18 protein-coding genes are annotated in these 18,933 nt (G+C 68.6%); 10 read left to right on the top strand and 8 right to left on the bottom strand.

Annotated elements, in window-relative coordinates; genetic code table 11:
* Nucleotides 1-28: 28 nt before the first annotated feature.
* On the bottom strand, nucleotides 29-811 hold the full coding sequence (locus VV02_RS14725; RefSeq protein WP_052592613.1) for an ABC transporter ATP-binding protein: 783 nt from the start codon (nucleotides 809-811) through the stop codon (nucleotides 29-31).
* A 138-nt stretch (nucleotides 812-949) separates the two neighbouring features.
* Between VV02_RS14725 and VV02_RS14720 the strand changes: the two genes are divergently transcribed.
* A complete protein-coding gene (locus VV02_RS14720) occupies nucleotides 950-1,711 on the top strand; it encodes a hypothetical protein (RefSeq protein WP_052592611.1) in 762 nt (253 codons plus the stop codon).
* 6 nt (nucleotides 1,712-1,717) lie between these two features.
* Here VV02_RS14720 and VV02_RS14715 read toward each other — a convergent pair whose 3' ends face one another.
* From VV02_RS14715 to glgA, 3 genes are all read right to left on the bottom strand, one after another.
* Complete coding sequence (locus VV02_RS14715; RefSeq protein ID WP_052592610.1) at nucleotides 1,718-2,845, bottom strand: hypothetical protein; 1,128 nt, start codon at nucleotides 2,843-2,845, stop codon at nucleotides 1,718-1,720.
* A complete protein-coding gene (locus VV02_RS14710; protein ID WP_052592608.1) occupies nucleotides 2,845-3,345 on the bottom strand; it encodes a SigE family RNA polymerase sigma factor in 501 nt (166 codons plus the stop codon). The genes VV02_RS14715 and VV02_RS14710 overlap by 1 nt, the downstream gene beginning before the upstream one ends.
* A 73-nt stretch (nucleotides 3,346-3,418) precedes the next feature.
* Nucleotides 3,419-4,642, bottom strand: a complete 1,224-nt coding sequence (gene glgA, locus VV02_RS14705) for a glycogen synthase (protein WP_052592607.1) — start codon at nucleotides 4,640-4,642, stop codon at nucleotides 3,419-3,421.
* A gap of 39 nt (nucleotides 4,643-4,681) precedes the next feature.
* Between glgA and glgC the strand changes: the two genes are divergently transcribed.
* From glgC to VV02_RS14680, 5 genes are all read left to right on the top strand, one after another.
* Nucleotides 4,682-5,953, top strand: a complete 1,272-nt coding sequence (gene glgC / locus VV02_RS14700; protein ID WP_245633086.1) for a glucose-1-phosphate adenylyltransferase — start codon at nucleotides 4,682-4,684, stop codon at nucleotides 5,951-5,953.
* Between the two features lie 78 nt (nucleotides 5,954-6,031).
* A complete protein-coding gene (gene serB, locus VV02_RS14695; RefSeq protein WP_083450180.1) occupies nucleotides 6,032-7,336 on the top strand; it encodes a phosphoserine phosphatase SerB in 1,305 nt (434 codons plus the stop codon).
* 9 nt (nucleotides 7,337-7,345) lie between these two features.
* Nucleotides 7,346-8,236 (top strand): cyanophycinase, encoded by an 891-nt coding sequence (locus VV02_RS14690; protein ID WP_052592606.1) that lies wholly within the window; start codon nucleotides 7,346-7,348, stop codon nucleotides 8,234-8,236.
* Nucleotides 8,237-8,291: 55 nt separating this feature from the next.
* On the top strand, nucleotides 8,292-11,168 hold the full coding sequence (gene cphA, locus VV02_RS14685; protein ID WP_052592604.1) for a cyanophycin synthetase: 2,877 nt from the start codon (nucleotides 8,292-8,294) through the stop codon (nucleotides 11,166-11,168).
* Between the two features lie 102 nt (nucleotides 11,169-11,270).
* Nucleotides 11,271-11,621, top strand: coding sequence for a proprotein convertase P-domain-containing protein (locus tag VV02_RS14680; protein WP_169787695.1), 351 nt, complete (start codon nucleotides 11,271-11,273; stop codon nucleotides 11,619-11,621).
* A gap of 4 nt (nucleotides 11,622-11,625) precedes the next feature.
* On the opposite strand, the gene VV02_RS14675 is transcribed toward VV02_RS14680, so the two are convergent.
* The 3 genes from VV02_RS14675 to VV02_RS14665 are packed head-to-tail and all read right to left on the bottom strand — an operon-like array spanning nucleotide 11,626 to nucleotide 15,417.
* Nucleotides 11,626-13,848: a tetratricopeptide repeat protein gene (locus VV02_RS14675; protein WP_052592600.1), complete on the bottom strand. Its 2,223-nt coding sequence runs from the start codon at nucleotides 13,846-13,848 to the stop codon at nucleotides 11,626-11,628.
* Between the two features lie 41 nt (nucleotides 13,849-13,889).
* Entirely contained in the window at nucleotides 13,890-14,651 is a 762-nt protein-coding gene (fabI, locus tag VV02_RS14670; RefSeq protein WP_052592599.1) for an enoyl-ACP reductase FabI, read from the bottom strand.
* Between the two features lie 43 nt (nucleotides 14,652-14,694).
* Nucleotides 14,695-15,417, bottom strand: a complete 723-nt coding sequence (locus VV02_RS14665; RefSeq protein ID WP_218917416.1) for a beta-ketoacyl-ACP reductase — start codon at nucleotides 15,415-15,417, stop codon at nucleotides 14,695-14,697.
* Nucleotides 15,418-15,531: 114 nt separating this feature from the next.
* On the opposite strand from VV02_RS14665, the gene VV02_RS14660 reads away from it, so the two are divergent.
* The 3 genes from VV02_RS14660 (at nucleotide 15,532) to VV02_RS14650 (ending at nucleotide 16,919) form a co-directional block, all read left to right on the top strand.
* Nucleotides 15,532-15,867, top strand: coding sequence for a DUF3099 domain-containing protein (locus VV02_RS14660; protein ID WP_052592594.1), 336 nt, complete (start codon nucleotides 15,532-15,534; stop codon nucleotides 15,865-15,867).
* Entirely contained in the window at nucleotides 15,864-16,082 is a 219-nt protein-coding gene (locus tag VV02_RS14655) for a hypothetical protein (protein ID WP_052592592.1), read from the top strand. The genes VV02_RS14660 and VV02_RS14655 overlap by 4 nt, the downstream gene beginning before the upstream one ends.
* A gap of 117 nt (nucleotides 16,083-16,199) precedes the next feature.
* The gene (locus VV02_RS14650; RefSeq protein ID WP_052592590.1) at nucleotides 16,200-16,919 is read left to right on the top strand and encodes an MBL fold metallo-hydrolase; all 720 of its coding nucleotides are present in this window, start codon (nucleotides 16,200-16,202) and stop codon (nucleotides 16,917-16,919) included.
* 18 nt (nucleotides 16,920-16,937) lie between these two features.
* On the opposite strand, the gene VV02_RS14645 is transcribed toward VV02_RS14650, so the two are convergent.
* The gene (locus tag VV02_RS14645) at nucleotides 16,938-18,113 is read right to left on the bottom strand and encodes a winged helix-turn-helix domain-containing protein (RefSeq protein ID WP_052592588.1); all 1,176 of its coding nucleotides are present in this window, start codon (nucleotides 18,111-18,113) and stop codon (nucleotides 16,938-16,940) included.
* Between the two features lie 118 nt (nucleotides 18,114-18,231).
* On the opposite strand from VV02_RS14645, the gene VV02_RS14640 reads away from it, so the two are divergent.
* Nucleotides 18,232-18,924, top strand: a complete 693-nt coding sequence (locus VV02_RS14640; RefSeq protein ID WP_052592586.1) for an alpha/beta fold hydrolase — start codon at nucleotides 18,232-18,234, stop codon at nucleotides 18,922-18,924.
* Nucleotides 18,925-18,933: the final 9 nt, after the last annotated feature.

Here is an 18,933-nt window from a genome sequence, read left to right as displayed (position 1 = left end):
CCGAGTTTTTGGCTGGGTCATGGAGCCCTCAGCGGGCGCGTGCGCTCCAGCGGTCGCCGTGGCGGTCGAGCACGAGTGGTGTGTCGAAGGTCGCGGAGAGGTTGTCCGCGGTGAGGGTCAGCTCGAGCGGACCCGCGGCAACGACCCGGCCGGCGCGCAGCATGAGTACGTCGGTGAAGCCGGGCGGGATCTCCTCGACGTGGTGGGTGACCAGCACCATGGCCGGCGCGGTGACATCCTGCGCAAGGCGGCCGAGGCGTGCGACGAGGTCTTCGCGGCCACCGAGATCGAGCCCGGCCGCCGGCTCATCGAGCAGCATCAGCTCAGGGTCGGTCATCAGAGCCCGCGCGATCTGGACGCGCTTGCGCTCCCCCTCGCTCAGCGTCCCGAAGGTGCGGTCGGCCAGGTGCAGGGCACCCAGCGCTCCGAGCAGCTCCCGCGCGCGGGCGTGGTCCAGGTCGTCGTACTTCTCGCGCCAGCGGCCGACCATGCCGTACGAGGCGGTGACGACGACATCGCTCACTCGCTCGCTGCCAGGGATGCGCTCGGCGATGCTGGCTGATGCCAGTCCGATTCGCGGTCGCAGCTCGAACACGTCGACGGCGCCGAGGACCTCGGACAGGACTCCGGCCACTCCCGTCGTCGGGTGAATCCTGCCCGCTGCGAGCTGCAGGAGGGTTGTCTTGCCGGCGCCGTTCGGCCCCAGGACGACCCAGCGTTCGCCTTCCTCGACCTCCCACGTGACGTCATCCAGCAACCGCTGGGCGCCGCGCACCACACTGACTCCTGCGAGGGCGAGGACGTCACTCACTGCGCCACCTCACGCCGCTTCTCCTCCGGTCGTTGTCGCAGGCTCCATCGAGCCGGCATCGTCGCTGCGCATGACCAGACCCTAGGACACCTAGCATTGCTCTTTGACGACGAGGGACCGAGCAGAGAGGAGCCGGCGATGTCGACGCTGCCTGCGTCGGTACGACTGTCGCTCTGGGTGACCTCGGCGTACGCCGGTCACCTCGATCTGGACGATGCCGTGAGCCACGCGCTGCCCGACGTCGACCACGTCACCGGCGCCCTCGATCGGCTCCGGCTGTGGCAGGACCTCGGCGAGCGCGTGCTGTGCGTCGCGCTCCCCCGGCCCGGTCAGATCGCCACGCTCCCGCGCGGCAACCCTGAGCTCGTCGGCGCCGCAACGACTTCCGGCGAGTGCGTGTTCGTGCCAGCCATCGGTGGCGCGCTCGTTCCGACTATCGAGGAGTTCGGTCCCGAGGGCGACACAGGCACTCAGGTGACGTTGACGGCGTACGACGCCGATCCCGTCCCGACGCACCTGCTCGCCTCGATGGACGAGTCGGACATCGAGCGCACGTTGCGTGAGCACCTCATCGACGCGACGCAGGAGCTGGACGCGCTGGACGCCAAGCCGTGGGCCGGCTCGCCGCTGCGCGCGATGGCCGACGATCGTACGGCGATGCGCGAGTGGGGTCTGCCTCAAGGACTTCCGGGTCGTGCGCTGCGGATCATCCAGCTGGCGGGCACGGTCGCGGCGGCCTGCGAGCTGGGCATGGAGCACTCGCACGCCACCGACATCAGCAGCGAGACGCGTCGGCACCGCCTGCTGCTGGATCTGCTCGGGGGCGCCGAGACGGCCCTCGCAGGGGCGACCACCGCGGCAGCACAGAGCCTCGCCGGCCTGAGACCGGCGAGGCCCTGACCGGGACTACGCGTTGGCGAGCGAGCGATAGACCCGCTGATCGTTGGAGTCCAGATAGGACACCTCAGTGACGTCCTTGTCCGGGCCAAACCTCCGCTCCGTACCCTTCAGCGGAATCTCGCCAGACACCATCACCAGGTCCCATGAGGTGCCCGCGATGGGTTTCACCTCGTGATGGGCATACGGCCGTGCGGCATCACTGGCCGTGACACGCAGCCCGCTGGCGCCATGGGGGACCACACAAGCGACCCGGAAGACACGCGTGCCCCCGGCGTAGGTCGCTCGTGCGCTCGGCGCTCCGGTTGGCTCGATGATCATTCCGCCATTCAGTGGTTCGACATTCTCCGAACGGCACTCGTTCATCGGGGCGATGGCCCCAGCAGCACCGGCATAGGACGGCGCGAAGAGACCCCATGTCGAGCCGCTGGAACTGGCGAAGGCGAGCACGCCGGTCGCGCTCACGGCTCGCTCGGAGGACAGCAGGGAGCCCAACGTGCCGGCGCGCGTCTGCCATGTGACCGCGCGCACCTGGTCGATCGGGTGGGAGGTCGCCGACACGTACGCCGCGCTTCCGTCGCCGAGCTTCACTCCACGAGATTCCCCAGTCGTGGGCATGTCCTTCGGCTCCGGCGTGAAGAAGTCGAGCGCGTTGGAGGTGTCGCCCGGAATCGGTGCGACGAGCACCGTGAGGCTGCCGTCCTTGAAGACCATGGTTCCGCCTGGCCCGCGCACGGAAAGGGGTAACGGGGTCGCGCCGACGTCGGTCATCCGGGCGGCGGTATAACCGGCGTCCGAATGCCCGATTCGGTAGACGGTCCGTCGCCCGGCCAAGTCCATGGCCACGTCGCCTGCAGGCGTGGTCGGGTCGTCCTCGAAGAACGACCACGAGCCACTCCAGTCGCTCGAGGACGTCGGAGACGATGCACCCGACAAGCCAGGTCTCGTCGTTGATCCGTTCCAGGTCAGGCTCAGAGCCACGGCGCCGACCACGGCCGCAGCGCCGGCGCCGACCGTCGCAGCACCAGCCCGGCGACGCCGGCGCAGCTGACGACCGCGGCGCATCACGACGGTCGAGTCGACCTCCATCGCGTCGGGCTCGGTGTTCTGAAGCAGGGTCAGGGGGTCGCGAGTCATCAGACTGCCTCCTCGATCGATGTCAGGTGTGATCGCATGACGGCCAGGCCGCGCGATGCCGAGCTCTTGACCGTGCCGACGCTCACGTCGAGCAGGTCAGCGACCTGTTGCTCGGACAGGTCTGCGTAGTGCCTCAGGACAACGACTTGTCGCTCGCGCCGTGGAAGGGCTCCGAGCAGGCGGATGAGCAGGTCGCGATCTACGGCGGCGGACGAACCGTCGTCCACGGGTCGCTCCGGCATGTCACCGTCGGCCGCCACAGTCTCGCGGCGCCCTCGCCGCCATCGGTCGGTGTTCAGGTTGACCAGGATGCGGCGGGCGTACGCCAGTGGCTGGCCATCGGCCAGCCGCCCCCAGCGGGGGTACACCCGTGCCAGCGCCTCTTGCACCAGCTCCTCGGCGAGATGCTCGTCCCCGCACAGCAGCCATCCGGTCCGCAGCAGCTGTGGCGAGCTGCTCGCGACAAAGGCGCTGAACGCTTCGTCAGACTCGCTCGTCATCGGTCTCCCCTGTCGTTGTCACACTCTTACAACGGGGAGAGGCCTTGCAAGGTTGAGAGCCCTGAGCGCGCGCTCAGCGCGTGGTCAGGACCTGGTCATAGACCGCGCGAGTCTGAGCGCCGATCGAGGACCACGAGAAGTCCTGTACGGCGCGCTCTCGACCAGCTCGGCCACGACGACGCGCCTCGTCGGGATCGCTCACCGCGCGCGCCAACGTCTCGCCGAGATCGGCCACGAACGTGTCCGGATCGACCGGCGTGCCAGTGCCGTCCTCGACCTGCTCGATCGGGACGAGCCAGCCGGTCGCCGGCTGCTCTGAGCCCGTCGACGGGTCGACCACGACCTCAGGGATTCCGCCGGTTGCGGTCGCCACCACTGCCGCCTCGCACGCCATGGCCTCAAGGTTGACGATGCCCAGCGGCTCATAGACCGAGGGACACACGAACACCGTCGCGACCGACAGCAACGCGATCACCTCGGCACGCGGCAGCATGTCCGCGATCCACACGACTCCATCCCGCTCTTGCCGGAGGTCTGCGATCAGCGACTCGACCTCTGCCTTGATCTCCGGGGTGTCCGGCGCACCGGCGCACAGCACCAGCTGGACCTCGGGAGGCAGCGCGCGGGCCGCCCGCAGCAGGTAGGGCAAGCCCTTCTGCCGGGTGATCCGCCCGACGAACACGACACTGGGGCGATCAGGGTCAACTCCATGCCGACGTACGATCTCGCGCGCCCCGGCGCTCTCGTCACGTTGCCAGCCCTCGGCGTCAATCCCGTTGCGTACCACATGAACTCGCGCCGGATCGAGGTTCGGATAGCTCGCGAGGACGTCCCGCCTCATGCCGTCGGAGACGGCGATGACCGCGGCCGCGGACTCGTACGCCGACCGCTCGACGAAGGACGACACGCGGTAGCCGCCGCCGAGCTGCTCGGCCTTCCACGGCCGCATCGGCTCGAGGCTGTGGGCGGTGATGACGTGCGGCACGCTGTGGAGCAGCGATGCGAGATGACCGGCCATGTTGGCGTACCAGGTGTGTGAGTGCACCAGATCGGTGCCGGCGCAGTCCTGCGCCATCAGCAGGTCGACGCCGAGAGTCCGCAGCGCCGGATTGGCCTCCGCGAGCTCCGGCAGGTCGGCGTACCCGTGCGTGCCGGCCTCGGTCACCGGCTCTCCGAACGCCCTGACCTGGACGTCGAGACCATCGCTCCGTAGGGCCGTGACCAGCTCGGCCACGTGCACTCCGGCACCGCCGTAGATGTTCGGCGGGTACTCCTTCGTCAGCAGGTCGACCCTCACGCCGATGACGCTACGCCCAACCGCTCCAATGAGCGGGGCATGAGCGCATATCGTCTGTCCATGGCCGCATCCGGAGGTCCACGAGTCCTGGCAATCGTCCTGGCCGGAGGTGAGGGCAAACGTCTGATGCCGCTCACCGCTGACCGGGCCAAACCTGCGGTGCCGTTCGGCGGGATCTACCGACTGATCGACTTCGCGCTGTCCAACCTGGCCAACAGTGGCTATCTCAAGATGGTGGTGCTGACGCAGTACAAGTCGCACAGCCTCGACCGGCACATCACCACCACCTGGCGGATGTCGACGATGCTCGGCAACTACGTCACGCCGGTGCCCGCGCAGCAACGCGTGAGCAAGCAGTGGTACGCCGGATCGGCCGACGCGATCTTCCAGAGCCTCAACCTGATTCATGACGACAAGCCGGACATCGTCGTCGTGGTGGGCGCCGACCACGTCTACCGCATGGACTTCAGCGACATGGTCCAGCAGCACATCGAGTCGGGTGCCGCAGCCACGGTCGCCGCGATCCGCCAGCCGATCGGGCTGGCCGACCAGTTCGGCGTGATCGAGGTCGCCGAGGGCCAGGACCGACTGATCGGCGCATTTCGCGAAAAGCCTTCGGACCCGGTCGGACTCGCCGACAACCCCAACGAGGTCCTCGCCTCGATGGGCAACTATGTCTTCAGCGCTGACGCCCTCATTGACGCCGTCACCAGGGACGCCGACGACGAGAACTCCTCGCACGACATGGGCGGCGACATCGTGCCGTGGTTCGTGGGCCAGCAGCAGGCGTACGCCTATGACTTCCGCGACAACACGATCCCCGGCGCCGAGGACCGCGACCGGGGCTACTGGCGTGACGTCGGGACGATCGACTCGTTCTACGACGCCCACATGGACCTCGTCTCGATCCACCCGATCTTCAACCTCTACAACTACGACTGGCCGATCATGACCAGCTACGGGCCCTATCCCCCGGCGAAGTTCATCACCGGCGCGTCGAACCGTCGAGGCATCGCCATCAACTCGATCGTCTCGCCGGGGTGCATCGTGAGTGGCTCAGTCGTCACGGACTCGGTCCTGTCCCCCACCGTCAAAGCACACAGCTTCTCGACGGTGAGCGGATCGGTGCTCATGAGCGGTGTCGAGATCGGCCGCAGTGCAGTGATCCACCGCGCCATCCTCGACAAGGACGTGCACGTGCCGGAGGGCGTCAGCATCGGCGTGGATCCGGAGCACGACCGGGAGCGTGGTTTCACCGTCACCGAGTCGGGCATCACGGTCGTCGGCAAAGGCATCACCGTCCCGGAGTAGGACCCGGCAACCGTCGGTGGTCGCCCGTATGCCGGGCGTCCAGCCGCATCAGGTCGGCGGCACGCGATGATCTGGTGCATGTCCTCCACCCGGGCCACTCTCCTCGTCACGCTGACCGGACCCGACCGCCCCGGCGTGACGAGCACGGTGTTCGCCGCGCTCGCACCGCACGACGTCGAGGTTCTCGACGTCGAGCAGAACCTCGTACGCGGCCAGCTCACCCTGGGCCTGCTGCTGGACCCGTCCTCGAGCACTGCTGAGGTGGAAGCCACGCTGCGGACGAAGGCTGACGAGCTCGGTCTCGCCGCGGCCATCGAGCACGGGCAGGGCGACAACCGCGCGCGCCGCAGCGGTCGGGTGTCAGTGGTCGTGCTCGGCAGGCCCGTACGAGCAGGTGCGGTGGCCGCCGTGACCCACAGCATCAGCGAGCACGGCGCCAACATCGACCGAGTGCGGCGCCTGTCGCGCGATCCGGTCACGACCCTTGAGCTGGACATCTCCGGTGCTGACGTCCCGCGCCTGCGCCGCGAGCTGGCGCTGGTCGCCACGGCGCACGGTGTCGATATCGCCGTCGCCCCCGGAGGCCTGGCGCGGCGCGGACGGCGACTGGTCGTGATGGATGTCGACAGCACCCTCATCCAGGACGAGGTGATCGAGCTGCTGGCCGACCACGCCGGACGCGGTGCTCAGGTCGCGGCGGTCACCGAGTCCGCGATGCGCGGCGAGATCGACTTCACCGAGAGCCTGCACCAGCGGGTCGCGGCCCTGGAGGGGCTGCCAGTGACGGTGTTCGACGAGGTGCGCGCAGCCGTACGCCTGACGCCCGGTGCCCGGACCCTGGTCCGCACCCTCAAGCGGCTCGGCTTCACCGTGGCGGTGGTGTCGGGTGGATTCATCGAGATCGTCGGCCCCCTCGCACAGGAGCTCGGGATCGACCACGCACACGCCAACCGGCTCGAGGTGCAGGACGGTCGGCTGACCGGCCGGGTCGAGGGCGAGGTGGTGGATCGGGCAGCGAAAGCCACCGCCCTGCAGCGCTTCGCCGCAGATGCGGGGTTGCCGTTGTCGCGCACGGTGGCGGTCGGAGACGGCGCCAACGACCTCGACATGCTGGCGATCGCCGGACTCGGAGTCGCCTTCAATGCCAAGCCTGTCGTGCAGCAGCAGGCCGACACGACGGTCAACGTCCCGCACCTGGACGCGGTGCTGTTCATGCTCGGGATCTCGCGCGAGGAGGTCGAGGAAGCCGACCTGCTCGACGAGACGACGATGCCGGACCGAGGGAGCCTGCGACCTCGGCCGGAGGAGGAGGCTCGTCCAGAAGGTTCAGGTGATGAGTCCACAGACGCGCACCCTCCGGCAGCCGGGGACGCCGCCCCCTAAACTCACGTCATGGCTGACATCTCAGGGCCCCGACGCTCGCTACTGATCATTGGTGGCGCCGAGGACAAGGTCGGTCGGGTCACCGTGCTGCGGCGCTTCGTCCGGCTGGCGGGCGGTCGCAAGTCGCGCATCGTGATCATCCCGACGGCGTCCTCTGTGCCCGACGAGGTCATCGATGTCTACCGCACGATCTTCACCCGGCTCGGCGCGCCCGAAGTCACCTCGATCAATCCGTCCAACCGGCTGGCCAGCTCCGACCCGGCCCTCGCCGAGGCCATCGACTCCGCGACCGGTGTCTTCATCTCAGGTGGCAACCAGCTGAAGCTCTCCCAGCTGATCGTCGGCACACCGCTCGGGGAGGCGCTGGAGACGGCGTACCAGCGTGGGTCGGTGATCGCCGGCACCTCCGCGGGCGCCTCGATGATGAGCCAGTTCATGATCTCGATGGGCGACGAGGGCGTCACTCCCCGCCAGCGCTCCAGTCAGCTCACAGCCGGACTCGGGCTGCTGCCCGGCGTCATCGTGGACCAGCACTTCGACCAGCGTGCCCGCTACGGCCGCCTGCTGTCCCTCGTTGCCGGCTCGCCCAACCTGCTCGGCATGGGCATCGACGAGGACACCGCGGCCGAGGTCACCGACGAGCGCGAGCTGTCGGTCGTCGGTTCGGGTGCCGTGTTCGTCGTCGACGCACGGGCAGCCACGACTGATGCGCACCTCGCCAAGCGCGATGCTCCGCTCCTCGTGAGCGGTGCCATTGTCCACACGCTCCCCTACGGCGCAGTGTTCGACCTCGACACCGCGCAGCTCACGGATTTCGTTGAGCGCTATGCCGATTCGGCGGTCACCTCGTCGAAGGACCGGCACGACACGGCCACCGCCGCGGCCGCCCTGCACCACTGACCCGTCACCACCTCGCATGAGGAGACCCTGAGTTGAGCACTGCCGGAGGCACCTCATGACGACCGACCGACCGGTGCCCACCGGACCTGCCGCCCCCGAGCTACGACTGCTGGAGCAGCGGGTCTACCGCGGCCCCAACATCTGGTCCTACGAGCCGGCGATCCACCTCGTCGTCGACCTCGGTGTGCTGGAGGGGTATCCGAGCGACACGCTGCCCGGCTTCACCGACCAGCTCATCGAGTGGCTGCCCGGTCTTGACGGGCACACCTGCTCGCGCGGCCATCGCGGCGGCTTCATCGAGCGGCTGCGCGAAGGCACCTGGCTCGGGCACGTCACCGAGCATGTTGCCCTGCAGCTGCAGCAGGAGGTCGGTCACGACATGCGTCGTGGCAAGACCCGCATGGTCAAGGGAGAGACCGGCGTCTACAACGTCGTCTACTCCTTCACCGATGAGCGGGTCGGACTGGCCGCCGGCGAGCTGGCCGTACGCCTGGTCAACCACCTCGTGCGCGCGGAGGAGGAGTTCGACTTCGTCGAGGCGATGGAGCACTTCCAGCTCCGCGCGCAGCGGCTCTCCTTCGGCCCCTCGACCGCGGCGATCATCGAGGAGGCCGCGAGCCGCGACATCCCCTGGACCCGGCTCAACGAGCACTCCCTCGTCCAGCTCGGCCAGGGCGTCCACGCACAACGGATCCGCGCCACCATGACGTCCCGTACGTCCGCCCTGGCCGTTGACATCGCCGGCGACAAGAACCTCACGACGCGCCTCCTCGGCTCGGCCGGCCTGCCGGTCCCGAAGGCCGAGTCGGTGCGTACGGCGGATGCAGCGGTCTCCGCGGCGCGACGGATCGGATACCCCGTCGTGGTCAAGCCGCTCGACGGCAACCACGGGCGAGGCGTCTGCCTCAACCTGCACGACGAGAACGACGTACGCGCCGCGTTCCCTGTCGCTGAAGGCCAGTCGAAGCGCGGAGTCGTCCAGGTCGAGTCGTTCATCACCGGACGTGACTACCGCTGCCTCATCATCGGCGGCCGGATGGCGGCCATCGCCGAGCGGGTCCCGGCGCACGTGATCGGCGACGGCACGCACACGGTGGCCGAGCTGGTCGAGATGACCAACGCCGACCCGCGCCGCGGCGTGGGGCACGAGAAGGTCCTCACCCGGATCAAGGTGGATGACACGGCAGTCGGGCTCGTGCGCGAGCAGGGCCTCGAGCTGGACGACGTGCCCAAGCCCGACCAGATGGTGCGTCTGGTCCGCACGGGCAACATGTCGACCGGTGGCATCTCCGTCGACCGCACGTTCGACGCGCACCCCGACAACATCGAGATCGCCGAGGAGGCCGCCCGCTTGATCGGGCTGGACGTCGCCGGTATCGACTTCATCTGTCCGGACATCACCGCACCGGTGCGTGAGACCGGCGGCGCGATCTGTGAGGTGAACGCCGCACCGGGCTTCCGGATGCACACCCACCCGACCGTGGGTGAGCCGCAGTTCATCGCCAAGCCGGTCGTCGATCTGCTGTTCCCGCCGGGCGCTCCCTCGCGGGTGCCGATCGTCGCTGTCACCGGCACCAACGGCAAGACCACGACCTCACGCATGCTGGCGCACATCATGAAGGGCCTCGGCCGCAAGGTCGGGATGACTTCCACCGACGGCATCGTGATCGACGAGCGGCTGGTCATCAAGGCCGACGCCTCGGGTCCACGCTCGGCCCGGATGGTGCTGCAGAACCCGCGCGTCGACCTCGCGGTGATGGAGGTCGCCCGCGGAGGCATCTTGCGTGAGGGGCTGGGTTACGACCGCAACGATGTTGCCATCGTCACCAACGTGCAGCCCGACCACCTGGGCATGCGCGGCATCAACACCCTCGAGCAGCTGGCCAAGGTCAAGGCCGTCGTCGTCGAGGCGGTGCCCCGGGACGGCTACGCGATCCTCAACGCCGACGACGACCTCGTCCGCGCGATGCGGCGTCGCTGCAGCGGCACAGTCGTGTGGTTCAGCCTGCAGCCACCCGACTCGGACGTGCGCCAGTTCATCGACGAGCAGTGTCGGCGCGGCGGTCGCGCTGTCGTGCTCGAGCCCACCGACCGCGGCGAGATGATCGTGCTGCGGCAGGGCCGACGGTCGATGCCGCTGGCCTGGACCCACCTCCTGCCGTCGACCTTCGGCGGCGCCGCCCGTATGAACATCGCCAACGCCATGGCCGCAACAGGCGCGGCGTTCGCCCTCGGCGCTCCGCTGCACGACATCCGGCAAGGGCTGCGGACGTTCAACACGAGCTACTACCAGTCTCCGGGACGCCTCAACCGCCTCGAGGTCAACCACATCGAGGTCTTCGTCGACTACTGCCACAACCCACCCGGCATGCGGATGCTCGGCGACTTCGTGGAGTCCTACGTCGAGCAGCGGCAGGGCTCGGCGGACCACCGCATCTCGCGCATCGGCATGATCGGCGCGGCCGGCGACCGCCGCGACGAGGACATCCGTGAGCTCGGTGCGATCGCTGCCGAGCACTTCGACGTGCTCGTCGTGCGCGAGGACGACAACCTGCGACGTCGGCCCGAGGGCGAGGCCGCGCGGCTCGTGGCTGAGGGTGCCCGTGCTGCCATGGCCGACGGCGTCCGCTGCCGCCACGTGGAGATCGTGCTGGACGAGATCAGTGCCGTACGCCACGCCGTGCTGCTCGCCAATCCCGGCGACGTGGTCGTGCTGTGTGTCGACAAGCACGCCCGGGTGCTCGCCGAGCTCGAGGACTTCACCCATCGGGCGACGGCCGGATCGCGCACCGACGAGGAGCAGCCGGGCGATCCGGATCTGGACGCACAGGAGCTCAAGGACCAGGCCACCGCGGCCGCGTCGGCCGACGACCCAGAGGTCCGTGCAGCGATCGAGCCCCACAGCACCGAACCAGCGTCGTCGAACCACTAGGCTCACCCGTCGTGGTGCAGCGTCGGAGGGGTCGCTCGTACGACGGACGCGAGCGGACCGTCGTACGTCCAGTCTGTGCTGGGCTCGCCCATGCATGACCACGTGCCGGCGCTTGAGTTCGCTTGCAGCCAAACAGGTCTCATCAAGCCCCAGGAGTGGGTCTCCACGTCCTTGGAGGCTATTGATGTAGCCCGGCTCGACCCGGTCGAGCTGGAGGTCGCGGTCGAGCTGACGCATCCGCACGCCGGTGGGCTCGCGTTGTGGCTGCAGGCTCCGGGCGGCAGCTACTACCGGCTGCACACCTCTGACGGCCGAGACCTCGACCAGCCGCTGCCGGCGAACTACACCTTGGACATCTCCAACGAGGAGGTCGACGGCGCCTGGCAGCTGTGGGTGTACGACGCCTACAGCCCCGAGTCAGGTCGCCTCGAGCGGTGGTCGGCGAAGTTCTGAGCCCTCAACGGGTCGAGGTCGGCCAGTCCTGCTCGACGAACCTGGTGAGTGCCCCGCGGTAGATCTCGATGTCGGGATCCCCGGCGTGGGTGAGCAGCGCGAGCAGGACATCACGCAAGGCTTCCGGGTCGCGGCCCAGGTCATGCAGCACGAGCGCCCGGAAGGACGCCAGTGCCGGGCTGTCCGGCCGGTCCTTGGCGACCTCCTCGAGCACGTGGAGCGCCTCGTCGTGGCGGCCCAGGTGACGCAGGCTGGAGGCCTTCTGGAGCAGCGCCTGGTGACGGTGCGGCTCGCGCAGGCCGGCGGCAACCGCGCGGTCGTACCAGTCGATCGCCGTGGTCTCCTCGCCCGCGTTGTCGAAGGTGCCGGCGTACTCGAACATCAGCCGCGCGTCCTGCGGCTGCGACTCCAGCAGGGTGGCGGCTGCCGCGATACGGCGGGCGGGGTCGCTGTCCAGCCAAAGGTCGGCGATCTGCGCCTCGAGCTCGTGCTCGCCGCGGGCCGCCACCACCTTGCGGCGGATGGCGGCGACATCGTCGACCGTCCCGCCGTGACTGACCAGCCAGTCGTGCAGCTGCGCCCGGTGGGAGTGGCACATGATCGTGACCACGTCACCATCTCGGGCTGTTGCCAAGATGCCCTGCAGGCCCTCGAGCTCGGTCTCCCAGGACGTCACCGGCATCACGCCCGCGCGGGTCAGCCCCTCGCGCAGGAAGGCCTCGAGCTCGGCCATCGACCGGCCGCGCAGATAGTGCTCCTTGTGCACCACGTGCACCCGGTCGGCGCGCAGGCCGGCCATCTCGCCGAGATTGACCAGGATCTCGTCGGTCCGGTCACCCCCGGTGCCCAGACCGAGCAGCACCAGCGACCCCGGAGGGCGCAGACCGGTGGCGACCCGCAGCAGGGCGTCGAGCCCGCCCTCGTTGTGCGCCATGTCGAGGATCACGGTGGCCGCGCCGCCGCCCGGCAACGGCGAGGAGTAGACGTTCATCCGTCCTGGGTTGAGGAGCGGGTCGGGCGCGAACGTGCGCAGCCCCTGCGCCACCGCGTCCTTGCTGAGTCCGAGACCGAGCGCACCGGCCGCCGCCGCGAGAGCGTTCGCCGTGTTGTGCTCGGACAGACCGCAGAGTGTCACCGGGACGTCCAGCACGCTGATGAGGTGCTCGGCATCGTGTCCCGGCCGCAGCACGACGATGTCGCCGTCGAGGACCGTGATGCCCCGACCGTGCTCCTGCAACGCCTCCCGCAGGGCAGGTGAGTCCGGGCTCAGCGAGAAGCACCACGGCTGTCCGCTCGCGCCCGCGCGCATCGCCCAGACGCGTGGGTCGTCGCCATTGAGCACGACCCAGCCGCCCGGCTTGGTGACCTTGGTGATGATCGCCTTGACCTCGGCGAGCTGGTCGACCGTCTCGATACCTTGCACACCGAGGTGGTCGGCGCTGACGTTGGTCACGACGCTGACGTCGTTCTGCGCGACGCCAAGTCCCTTGAACAACATCCCGCCACGGGCGGTCTCGAGCACGGCCAGCTCCACACCAGGGGCAGCCAGCACCGTACGAGCGCCACCAGGACCGGAGTAGTCGCCAGGCTCGACCGTCTCGCCCTGCACGAGAACGCCGTCGGTGGAGCTCCATCCCGTGCGCAGCCCAGCGGTCATACCGATGTGCGCGATCATCCGCGTCGTCGTCGTCTTGCCGTTGGTGCCGGTGATCGCGATGACGGGAATCTTGGGACGCGGCAGCCGAACTCGCTCACCTGGCGGCACCGCGCGTACGACCTCGGCCGCCTTGGTGAGCTCTTCGTCGCCGATGGCGTGAGTCAGGCAGGCGCGCAACAACGTCTCGAGCTGGGCAGCGATCGTCGTCGCCCGCTCGCGGGTGTTCCAGGGGAAGGCGACCACGATCTCGTCGGGCTGCGAACCCGGACGGACACGGACACCGAGCCGAGTGGTGCCGGTGTGCCGCGCCAGGCCACGCAGCACCTTCTCGACCAGGCGGATGACGTAACGCTGGCGCGTCTCGCCGCCCGGCTCGCCGGGAATGCCGCGGCGCAGGTGGAGACCGGCCGCACGCGCCGCGATCTCCTCCGGCGCGAGCTCCAGAAGGCCGGGCAAAGACAGGGTGATCTTGACGGCCGGCCGGGTGAAGTAGAGGTTCGGGCCCTCGAGGAGGCGAACCTCCGTGGCCTCGACGCCGTGCTCACCGGCGCCCACCTGCTCGTCGTTCATGGACGGGAGCCTAACGAGGTCAACCGGCCCATCACCGCTGCTTACTGGCCGATGGCGTGGACGCCTCCGTCGACGTGCACGACCTCGCCGGTCGTGGCAGGGAACCAGTCGGACAGGAGCGCCACGCAGGCCCGTGCTGCCGGCTCGGGGTCGCGGATGTCCCAGCCCAGCGGCGCACGCTCACCCCAGATGGTCTCGAAGGCCTCGAAGCCCGGGATCGACTTGGCCGCGGTGGTCCGAACGGGGCCGGCCGAGACCAGGTTGCATCGGATGCCCTTCGGTCCCAAGTCACGGGCAAGGTAGCGGCTGGTCGACTCGAAGGCCGCCTTGGCGACACCCATCCAGTCGTAGACCGGCCAGGCGAACTTGGCGTCGAAGGTCAGGCCCACGACCGATGATCCGCTGTGCATGAGCGGCAGCGCCGCGACGGACAACGCCTTGAGGGAGTACGCCGAGGTGTGGATCGCCGGCGCGACCTCCTCCCAGCTCGCCTCCATGAAGTTGAACGCGCCCTGCGGAGCGTTGCCGATCGAGTGCAGCACTCCATCAAGGCGATCGACGTGCTCCCCCAGCCGCTCGCTGAGGGAGTCCAGGTGCTCCTTGTCGGTGACGTCGAGCTCAAGCACGGGCGGCGTCTGAGGCAGCCGCTTGGCGATCGTCTGGGTGATCTTCATGGTGCGCCCGAACGACGTCAGCACGATCTCGGCGCCCTCCTGCTGCGCCAGCCGCGCCACGTGGAAGGCGATCGAGGAGTCCATCAGGACTCCGGTCACCAGAATCTTCTTGCCGTCCAGCAGTCCCATGTGTGTCTGTCCTTGTCCGTCGAAGTCGCTGTGGTTCAGGAGGTCAGTGGCCCATGCCCAGGCCGCCGTCGACCGGGATCACCGCACCGCTGATGTACCCGGCATCCGGGCTGGCGATGAACCGCACCACGCGGGCGACCTCGTCCGGCTCGGCAAAGCGGCCGGCGGGGATCTGCCCGATGTACGCCTGCTGCTGCTTCTCCGGCAGGGCTCGCGTCATGTCCGTGTCGATGAAGCCCGGTGCCACGACGTTGGCCGTGATGGCGCGGCCACCGAGCTCTCGGGTGATGGAACGAGCCAGCCCGACGAGTCCGGCCTTGCTGGCCGCGTAGTTGGCCTGGCCGGGTGAGCCGTACAGCCCGACAACGCTGGAGATGAACACCATGCGGCCCCGCTTGAGCTTGAGCATGCCCTTGCTGACGCGCCGGGCACACCGGAACGCACCGGTGAGGTTGGTGTCCAGCACGGAGGCGAAGTCGTCGTCCGACATCCGCATCAGCAAGGTGTCCTGGGTGATGCCCGCGTTGGCGACCAGCACCTCGACCGGGCCACCGAACCGCTTCTCGGCCTCGGTGAAGGCCGCGTCGACCGAAGCCGTGTCGGTGACGTCGCACGCGACGGCGTCCAGGCCCTCCGGTGCCTCGCCCGAGCGCGACGTGACGATCACGTGATCGCCATCCGCGGCGAACGCGCGCGCGACCGCCAGGCCTATCCCCCTGTTGCCCCCGGTGACGAGCACGTTCCGGGCTTCGCCTGCACTGCTCAAGACGGTCCTTCCAGGTCGTCGTCCGCATCGACGCGGATCGCTCGCAGCGACGGTATAGGACTACCCCGGGGTAGCCTGCCGGGCCTCCCAGGCCCGCGGCGTACGGTGGGACGTATGAGCAAGCGTGGCCAGCAGCCGGACGTCGTCCCCTCGGCGACGATGCTGCCGGTCAACCCGCAGGAGGACCATCGCAAGCGGGTGCGCAACTACCTGATCTCGATGGGCATCCGCACGCTGTGCTTCATCCTGGCCGTCGTCTTCACCGGCCCGCTGCGCTGGATCTGTGTCGCGCTCGCCGTCGTGCTCCCTTACGTGGCGGTCGTCGCCGCCAACGCCACCCAGCATCGCCGGATCGATGTGCTGGGCTCGGTCACACCGGACGACCCGCCGCACCAGATCGACCGCGGACCGACCGGACCGACCGGGCAGGCCGGGCACGCTCCGTCGTGAGCACACCCGCATCTCTGGTCTGCAGTGCCAAGGGCTGCCGGGCCACGGCCGCCTACGGCATCCGCTGGAACAACCCCAAGCTGCACACCCCTGAGCGTCGCAAGGTCTGGCTCGCGTGTGAGGAGCACCGAGACTCGCTGAGCGAGTTCTTGTCGATCCGTGGCTTCCTGCGCGACGTCGTCCCCGTGACCGAGCTCGACGCCGACACGACATGAGAAGCCGCTTGGTTCTGCTGGGTACGGCCGGCGGGCCTACCCCGAAGGCCGGCCGAGCGGCCCCGGCGCAGGCCGTCGTGGTGCGACCGGACGTACCTCATCGATGCGGGAAGCGGCGTGGCCCGTCAGCTGGCCCGAGCCGGTCTGCCGCCACGATCCCTGACGGCGGTCTGCGTGACGCACCACCACAGCGATCACAACATTGATGTCGGCGCCGTCGTGCACCTCGCGTGGTGCGCCGACCTGAGCACCCCGGTTGCAGTGATCGGACCGCCGCCGCTGCGTCGGATGATGGACGCATACGTCGAGGTCGCCCGCGTCGACGTCGAGACGCGCGTTGTCGATGAGGGCCGTCCCCCCTTCGAGGACCTCCTCGACGTACGCGAGATCGCCTCCGCTGGAACGGTTTTCGAGGACGACCGGGTTCGCATTACCTGCGCTCGCGTCGACCATCCGCCGATGGACGCGTATGCCTACCGCATCGACGCGGACGACCGGTCGTACGTGATCTCCGGCGACACCGCGCCGTGCGACAGCCTCGTCGCTCTTGCACGCGGCGCCGACATCCTGGTTCACGAGGTTCTCGACGTGCCCTCCATCGCCACGCTGGAGCAGCACACCAACGGACACCGGCTGCGTGAGCACCTGATCGCGTCACACACCAGCGCCACCGACGTCGCGGCGATCGCCTCGGCCGCCGGGGTCCGTACGCTCGTGCTGTCCCATCTGGTCCCCAGCCAGCCCGACCTCCCTGACGGCTACTGGCTGGAGCAGGTCCGCTCCGGTGCGACGTTCGCGGGCGACGTCGTGGTCGGTCGCGACCTCATGGAGCTGTGAACGTTGCCGACCATCCGACTAGTTGCTACGAGCGCGCCTGATCACGTCGGCTTCGACAGATCCTGCGGGAGCTGTGAGGGAGATGTCGTCAGCGCCGAGATGGTCGGCGATGCAGCGGAGCGCACTACCGACGGCATCGGCGGTCGCACCTTCCAACCACAGTCCCTGCACCAGGAGGACGCTGGCATGCCGGTCGTACCTGAGGTCGGCCCGGCCGCCCAGTTCTCCAGCGGCTAGCAGCGGTAGGACGTAGTAGCCGTACCGTCGCCGTTCCGGCTTCTTGTAGATCTCAAAAGTATGTTCGAAACCGAACACTCGTTTTACTCTGGGCCGATCCCAGAGCAGGTTGTCCAACGGCGACAGGAAGGCAGGACGGTGCTCCGGTGGAGTGAGCGGACCGTCCAGCGCCGCCGGGTCCGCGTACGCAGTGCCGCACCAGCCTGCCACCTGGGTCTCTGCGACCTGACCGTCTGTGACAGCTGCGGTGAGCGCGTCTCGCCACGGCGCTTTCCAGCGCTGCAACCGGTAGTAGTCCGCAACCTCCTTCGCCGTGGCTACTCCGAGCCGGGCCGTTGCCCGCACCACGAGCCGGTATGCCGCCTCGTCGCTGCCAGGGTCATCCGGCGCTGCCGTGCCGAGCACCTGAGAGGCGCGGTCATACCGTCGGGTGAAGCCCTTGCCACGGCCCGCACACATCAGGACACCCTGGTCGTACAGGTCTTCGAGCACTCGCTTGACCGGCTTGTGGTTGAACCAGCCGCCGTCGGGGCGGACCCCGGCAAAGTCGGACGCGGTCAGCGGGCCCTCCGCGTCGATCCGGTCGAGCACCTCGGCATAGAGGTCGGCATGCTCGTCACGTACCTGCTTGTTGACGGTGGTCGCCCCACGGCCCAGGGCCCTCATCCGGGCCATCCGGTGCTGGAACAGGGCGATGTCAGCGATGTCGATCCAGCTCGCTGAATGCCCCCAGTACTCGAAGCCACACCGGTCGGCATAGATCCGGTCGAGAAGTGCCGTGACGTCGTACTGGCCGAACCTGGAGAAGATCGTGAGCTCGTGGCTGCGCGCCACGGCATTGACCGAGTCGAGCTGGATCGCGCCCAGTCGGCGCAGTACGTCGACTGGCTCGTGGTAGACCAGCCCGAATCCCTGGGCCCGCACGGCCAGGGCGCGCGCCTCATCCTGCGTCAGCAACCGTCACTCTTCTCTGATGGGTTCAGTGCGCGACCGGGGCCTGGCTCGGTGGCGCACGGAACTACGTCGTACGCACTCGCCCGAGGAGTCTGTCGGACCGCGACGCTAGCCTCCCGGCATGGCTGAGTTTGTACTGGTGCCCGGAGCATGGCTTGGAGGATGGGCGTGGGTAGACGTGGTTCCCGAGCTGCGAGCTGCCGGTCACGGGGCGCATCCGGTGACTCTGTCAGGTCTGGCCGAACGGAGCGGTGAGCAGGCTGGTCAACCGGCGCACGTCCAAGACGTCCTTGACGTGGCACTGCCGCTCCGGGACGTGGTCCTGGTCGGTCACAGCTACGCGGGTATCCCAGTTTGCCAAGCCGCCGGGCGTCTCGGCGACCGGTTGCGCCGCGTGATACTCGTGGATGCCAACGTTCCGACTGACGGACAGTCGTTCGCGTCAGGTTGGTCACCACGAGGGCAGGAAATGCTCCAGGCCGCGCTTGCCGACAACGACGGCTTGTGGCCGCCGCTCAAGGCTGGTGACTACGCCGGCCAGGGACTCACTGCCCCACAGATCGATCGGATCGTCACCGGCTCCACCCCACACCCTGGCGCCACACTGACCGAGCCGGCGACGCTGTCTGGGCCGCTGAGTGACCTGCCAGTGACATACGTCAAGTGTCTGATCGATGGGCCGAAGCCGACAGATGACGTGGCCAGGCTCGCGACCAGCGATACCTGGCAGATCGTCAACCTGAATGCCGGCCACTGGCCGATGCTCTCCGAACCTCTCGAACTAGCCAAGATCCTGTTGGACGCCACGACCTAGCTGGAGGGC

This window comes from Luteipulveratus mongoliensis, assembly GCF_001190945.1.
GTDB lineage: Bacteria > Actinomycetota > Actinomycetes > Actinomycetales > Dermatophilaceae > Luteipulveratus > Luteipulveratus mongoliensis.
The sequence above is the reverse complement of the archived record's forward strand: the minus strand, read 5'-3'. Positions and strand labels throughout refer to the sequence as shown.